The sequence below is a fragment of the Bacillus sp. 05T31 genome, assembly GCF_056396725.1.
The window spans coordinates 1-5,198 of record NZ_JBFTMA010000268.1; the positions used below are offsets into that span (position 1 = coordinate 1).

Annotated in this window: 4 protein-coding genes and 1 riboswitch; all 4 genes read left to right on the top strand. The window is 33.4% G+C overall.

From position 1 onward, the window contains the following. On the top strand, nt 1–1,080 hold a 1,080-nt coding region (locus AC1DJR_RS16530), incomplete at its 5' end, for an S-layer homology domain-containing protein (protein ID WP_477003046.1). Nucleotides 1,081–1,406: 326 nt separating this feature from the next. Next, a riboswitch (M-box (ykoK) riboswitch) is annotated at nt 1,407–1,583 on the top strand. A 211-nt stretch (nt 1,584–1,794) separates the two neighbouring features. Further along, the gene (gene mgtE / locus AC1DJR_RS16535; protein ID WP_201053850.1) at nt 1,795–3,123 is read left to right on the top strand and encodes a magnesium transporter; all 1,329 of its coding nucleotides are present in this window, start codon (nt 1,795–1,797) and stop codon (nt 3,121–3,123) included. Nucleotides 3,124–3,212: 89 nt separating this feature from the next. Continuing rightward, nucleotides 3,213–4,328, top strand: a complete 1,116-nt coding sequence (locus AC1DJR_RS16540) for an FtsW/RodA/SpoVE family cell cycle protein (protein WP_477003047.1) — start codon at nt 3,213–3,215, stop codon at nt 4,326–4,328. A 22-nt stretch (nt 4,329–4,350) separates the two neighbouring features. Next, a complete protein-coding gene (locus AC1DJR_RS16545; protein WP_016126998.1) occupies nt 4,351–4,890 on the top strand; it encodes an undecaprenyl-diphosphatase in 540 nt (179 codons plus the stop codon). Nucleotides 4,891–5,198 lie beyond the last annotated feature (308 nt).

A 5,198-nucleotide genomic window follows, 5' to 3' on the forward strand; every position in this document is an offset into this window, starting at 1 on the left:
TTACAGTGGATGATAAAGAGATTTATTACAGTGGATGATAAAGAGATTTATCAACATCTACCWTTAGATGAGAACGGGTGGCATGCAGGTGATGGAACGAATGGAACTGGAAATAGACAATCCATTGCAATTGAAATTGCTGTAAATAGTGATGGGAACTATGATAAAGCTGTGGATAACGCTCGTAAATTAACAGCATATTTGATGAGGGAGTTAGATATTACTATAGATCATGTGGTTAAACATCAAAATTGGAGCGGGAAAATTTGTCCATCAAAAATGATTAAAAGAGATGCTTGGAATGATTTTTTAGTTGGTACAAAAAACTATTATAACGCTAACAATAAAGATGATATTACCGGTGGTTGGTATGAAAARGATATTCGTGAATTAGCATCGCAAGGGATTATGGTAGGRGATGGACAAGGTTCATATTGGCCGGATCGTCTTGTTACTCGAGCAGAATTTGCAACATTTATTACTAGAKCCTTAAAGTTGCCTGAGGGTACTTCAAAMTTTACKGATCTTAATACGGCACACCCCTCATTAATAGATGGRATTAATCGTGCAGCAGCAGCTGGAATCATTAGTGGTAGAGGARATAATATTTTTGCTCCAAATGACACAATTAAGCGTGATGAAGTGGTCATTATGATTGATCGAGCGTTACAATATAAAAATATTATTGGAAAGCTAGTAGACTTGCCTTTTACTGATCAGAACTTAGCGTATGATAAACAAGCTGTACAACGTGTTTATGGACTAGGGATTGTAAAAGGAAATGAAAAAAACGAATTTATGCCCAAAGGTATAGCCACTCGCGGAGAAGCCGCTGCCTTTCTGAATAGAATGCTACATGTATTAAATAATGATAACAATAATACAATAGGTGTTGTTACCATAACTGGTTCTGGAGTAAATCTGCGCAAGGGACCCGGGACGGCTTATGAAGTAATTCGGAAACTAAATAAAAATGAATCATATTCTGTATATAAGGAACAAAATGGATGGTTAAGTATTGATGATGATCAATGGGTATATTATGACCCGAGTTATATCCTTTTTACTAAAAATAAATAGTTACTAAAAGACTCGTGTAAAACAGAAAGTATTCTTGTTAGCAAGAATGCTTTCTACTTTTTTATATTTAAATTTCAAATATTGCGAGAGATTTATATAAGGAAATCTATAAATCATTTCATTTGTATAATAGTTTATAGTTTAGAAAATTTAGCGCATAAATTGTAAAGTTCGTTGTATAAATATAAATTAGTATACAGTTGTTTATATCTATGTTTTGGGAATGATTTGATATCAAAAAATGAAGAAATAAGTTTTATTATTACTTGACAAGTTCAAAAATAGTGGATATGCTTTAACACGAAACGAACAAAAAATTTAAAATATTTATAACCTGTTAGGTGAGGCTCCTATACAAACACAGGCTATTGCCCAAAAATATCGAAAGATGCCAATGGGTAGAACAGGAATTGTCGGATTAAGGCTCTTCTTAAGATAGCTAAGTGATGAATGATTCATCCTTTACGTTGTATAGTGCCAAAACTCAACTAGGGGGAATGAGCTTTATTTAGCTATGTCTTTTTTAAATCAACCTCCTTTAGTTGAATCACTAGGGGAGGTTTTTTATATGCAAAATTTTATTTGTAATAAATCTCTTATAAAAGGGGGGAAAACTAATGATTGATGATATTGATCCCATATGTATTAAGAAATTTGTTTTCCCAGAAGTGGGAAAATGATAACAAGTACCATTGTCCTTAAGGAGGAATTACGATGAAAAAATGTTTGCAACAATTATTAAAGACACAAGACATACACTTAGTGCGAGAGCTTATAAAAACTCAATCCTATGATATTGCAATGGAAATGAAAGATTTTCATCATAAAGATCAGATATCTTTAATGAAATATTTTCCAACTGAAAAAGGTGCGAAAATTCTTAGTTACCTTACTCCAGAGGAGCAATATAATATTTGTACCAATTTGCCTTTGGATAAAGGTGAAGAGCTATTAGCAAGGCAATCTATTGATGACCTTGTTGATGTAATTCTTTCAATTCATGCACTTCAGGCTAAAAAGCTGATACAACTTATGTCTGAAGAATCTCAACAAAGAATTAGAAGTCTGCTGGTTTTTCAATCTGGAACAGCGGGCAGTCTGATGACAATTGACTATATTGCCGCCAGGGAAAATTGGAAAGTGAAAGATACGCTGTCGCATATTAGAAAAATTGGGGCAGGGGTTGAATCAATTTCGTATATTTATGTTCTGGATACGCGTGGTCAGCTTAATGGAATTGTTTCTATTCGTGAATTATTGCTAGCCTCAGATGATAAGACTTTATCGTCAATAATGGCATCAGATGTTATTTCAGTTTCAGTGGACCTAGACCAGCAGGAAGCTGTACAAAAGCTAATGGATTATGATTTATCTGCTATACCTGTAACAACGATGGATAATCGGATGATAGGTATCATAACCTTTGATGATGCAATGGATGTTTTTGAAGAAGAAGCAACTGAAGATATTCAAAAATTAGGGGGGAGCACCCCATTAGATAAGCCATATTTCGAAACCTCTATTTGGCAAATATACCGTAAACGTATAGGTTGGTTATTACTTCTGTTTGTAGCGGAAGCGTATACTGGTTCTGTACTTCGACATTATGAAGAAACTTTGACTCATGTAGTTGCACTGGCTTTCTTTATTCCATTGTTAATTGGAACTGGTGGAAATACAGGCACACAGGTCGTAACTACATTGGTTCGTGCTGTAGCTCTAAATGAGGTGAAATTTAAAGATATATTTCGTGTTATGAAAAAAGAAGCATTAGTAGGTATTTTACTYGGGCTTACATTAGCCGTKGCGGCATTAATTCGTGCGTACACTTTAGGCGTAGGTACAGAAGTCGCACAAGTTGTAGCTATAACTGGATTATTCATTGTTATTTGGTCGTCTATTGTTTCATCTGTATTACCCTTGATTCTAAATAAGTTAAAGTTGGATCCAGCTGTTATTTCAGGTCCGTTCATTACGACATTAGTCGATGGGACGGGGTTAATTCTGTACTTTACCATTGCAAAAATGTTATTAGGCTTATAAAAAATTTATATTAAGTTTTTATACCTAGGTTCGTTCCCGTAAAGTTTGTAGACAAGATTGTGGGAAGCATGGAGAAAGAGAGAATAGAAATGAAAAAAGTATTCAAGTTACTGGATTATCCGTTGGTGTTTTCGCTTATCGTTACAATTATATTTGGAATTTTGATGATGTATAGTGTTAGCTCAATTGTTGCAGTAAAAAATTATGGTTATAGTGGTGATTTCTTTTTTCGCTCTCAATTAAATAAACTTTTTTTAGGAGTAATAGGGTTAATAATTTGTATAGGACTACCTTTTCATATATGGAAAAAACGCATAGTTTCCGTGTGTATTGTAATTGTAAGTATTGTATTACTATTTTTAGTTTTATGGAAAGGGAAAGTTGTTAATAATGCACAATCTTGGATATTTGGAATACAGCCTGCAGAACTTATTAAAATGGGTGTGATTATTGTACTAGCAGGTTTTTTTTCAAAGCGTCAAGAGGTGCAAAAATCATATTGGCAAGGCAGTGGTAAAGTTATTTTGCTTTTAATGTTTACGTTCTTTTTGATATACAAACAACCCAATCTAGGTTCTGCATTATTAAYTTCAGGAATAGGGGCAAGTATGTTTATATGTTCTGGAATAAACATTTYTATTTTAATGAAATGGATARCTGTTACTTCAATTGTTWGGRTACCGACTTTATACTTTCTTTTTAGGTTTGGTTTATCTGATGTTCAAATGGCACGTATTACAACGGTGTTCAATCCATTTCTTGATGCAAAAGGGGATGGTTACCAACTTGTAAATTCATTTATTGCCATAGGATCTGGTGGAGTTAGTGGACGTGGATATGGAAATAGTATTCAAAAGGAAGGTTTTTTACCTGAGCCTCATACTGATTTTATTATGTCAATTGTATCTGAGGAGCTTGGAATTATAGGGGTACTAATCATATTAACTGGTTTATTAACTATAGTACTTCGCTCTTTTAAGATTGTTCAAGAGTGTAAAAGTCAATTTGGAAGTCTAATATCAATAGAAATCGGGAGTATGATAGGTCTTCAATCTATTGCTAATTTAGGAGGTGTCACGGGAATGGTCCCTCTTACAGGCACCCCCCTTCCATTTATTAGTTTTGGTGGAAGTTCTTTAATGGCTAATTTAATAGCAATGGGACTGTTRATAAATATCTCAATTTTCAATAAAAAAAACAGATAATATATTTGCTTATGGAGGAGAAATGTTAAATTTAATAAACAATCTAGATTATAATGGATTTCGGTATATAAATGAGCATGTGAAAGGAAATGTATACATCGATTATTTAATGATTTTTTTTGCTGAATATGCTCAGTATATGTTCATACTATTATTTATGATTCTTTGGTTAAACAAAAAATATAAAAATAGAACCTGTGTAATTCAAGCTATTATAGCATGCTGTTTTGCTTTTGTGTTGAATAGAATTATTGGATTGTTTTTTTATAGAGAACGACCATTTGTTTCTCAGTTGAATATAAAACAACTTGTTGAGCATACCGCTAATGCTTCTTTTCCTAGTGATCATGCTACAAGTGCCTTCGCAATAGCTATAACTTTATGCTTATATGAAAAACGTTTAGGGAAAGCATTTTTATTGTTAGCTTTTTTAATTGCTTTTTCAAGGGTCTGGGTAGGAGTACATTATCCGCTGGATGTATTAATAGGAGCTGTTTTAGGATTTTTGTGGGCCTTCATAATCCATTATATAGTTAAAACTAACTTCAAAAATAATAAATAAAGCGTCTACACTATTATACTTGCGACAGACCACATTATATTCAAAAGTTTTGCTGCTAATAATAGGAAACTTATAAATAAAAATTACTTTTTACGGTGAGAATAATACTATTTAAGTGCAATTGCACTTCTAAATTTGATTAAAAATTCAGGGTGATTATAAAAATGTAGCTGTGAACTACTCGCCACTTAGCAAAGCTTGAAGTGGGAGCTTCTCAGTTCCACGACGAAAGTACCCTTTCGTCTCCCTGAGCGTTACTTCGGGGTGTTCCACCCCTAGATGTCCAACGCTTGGACGCTCTTTTGGTA

What these genes read in the sequence shown, in the direction of transcription:
- AC1DJR_RS16545 (WP_016126998.1), top strand. Translation starts at nt 4,351, where the DNA reads ATGTTAAATTTAATAAACAATCTAGATTATAATGGATTTCGGTATATA.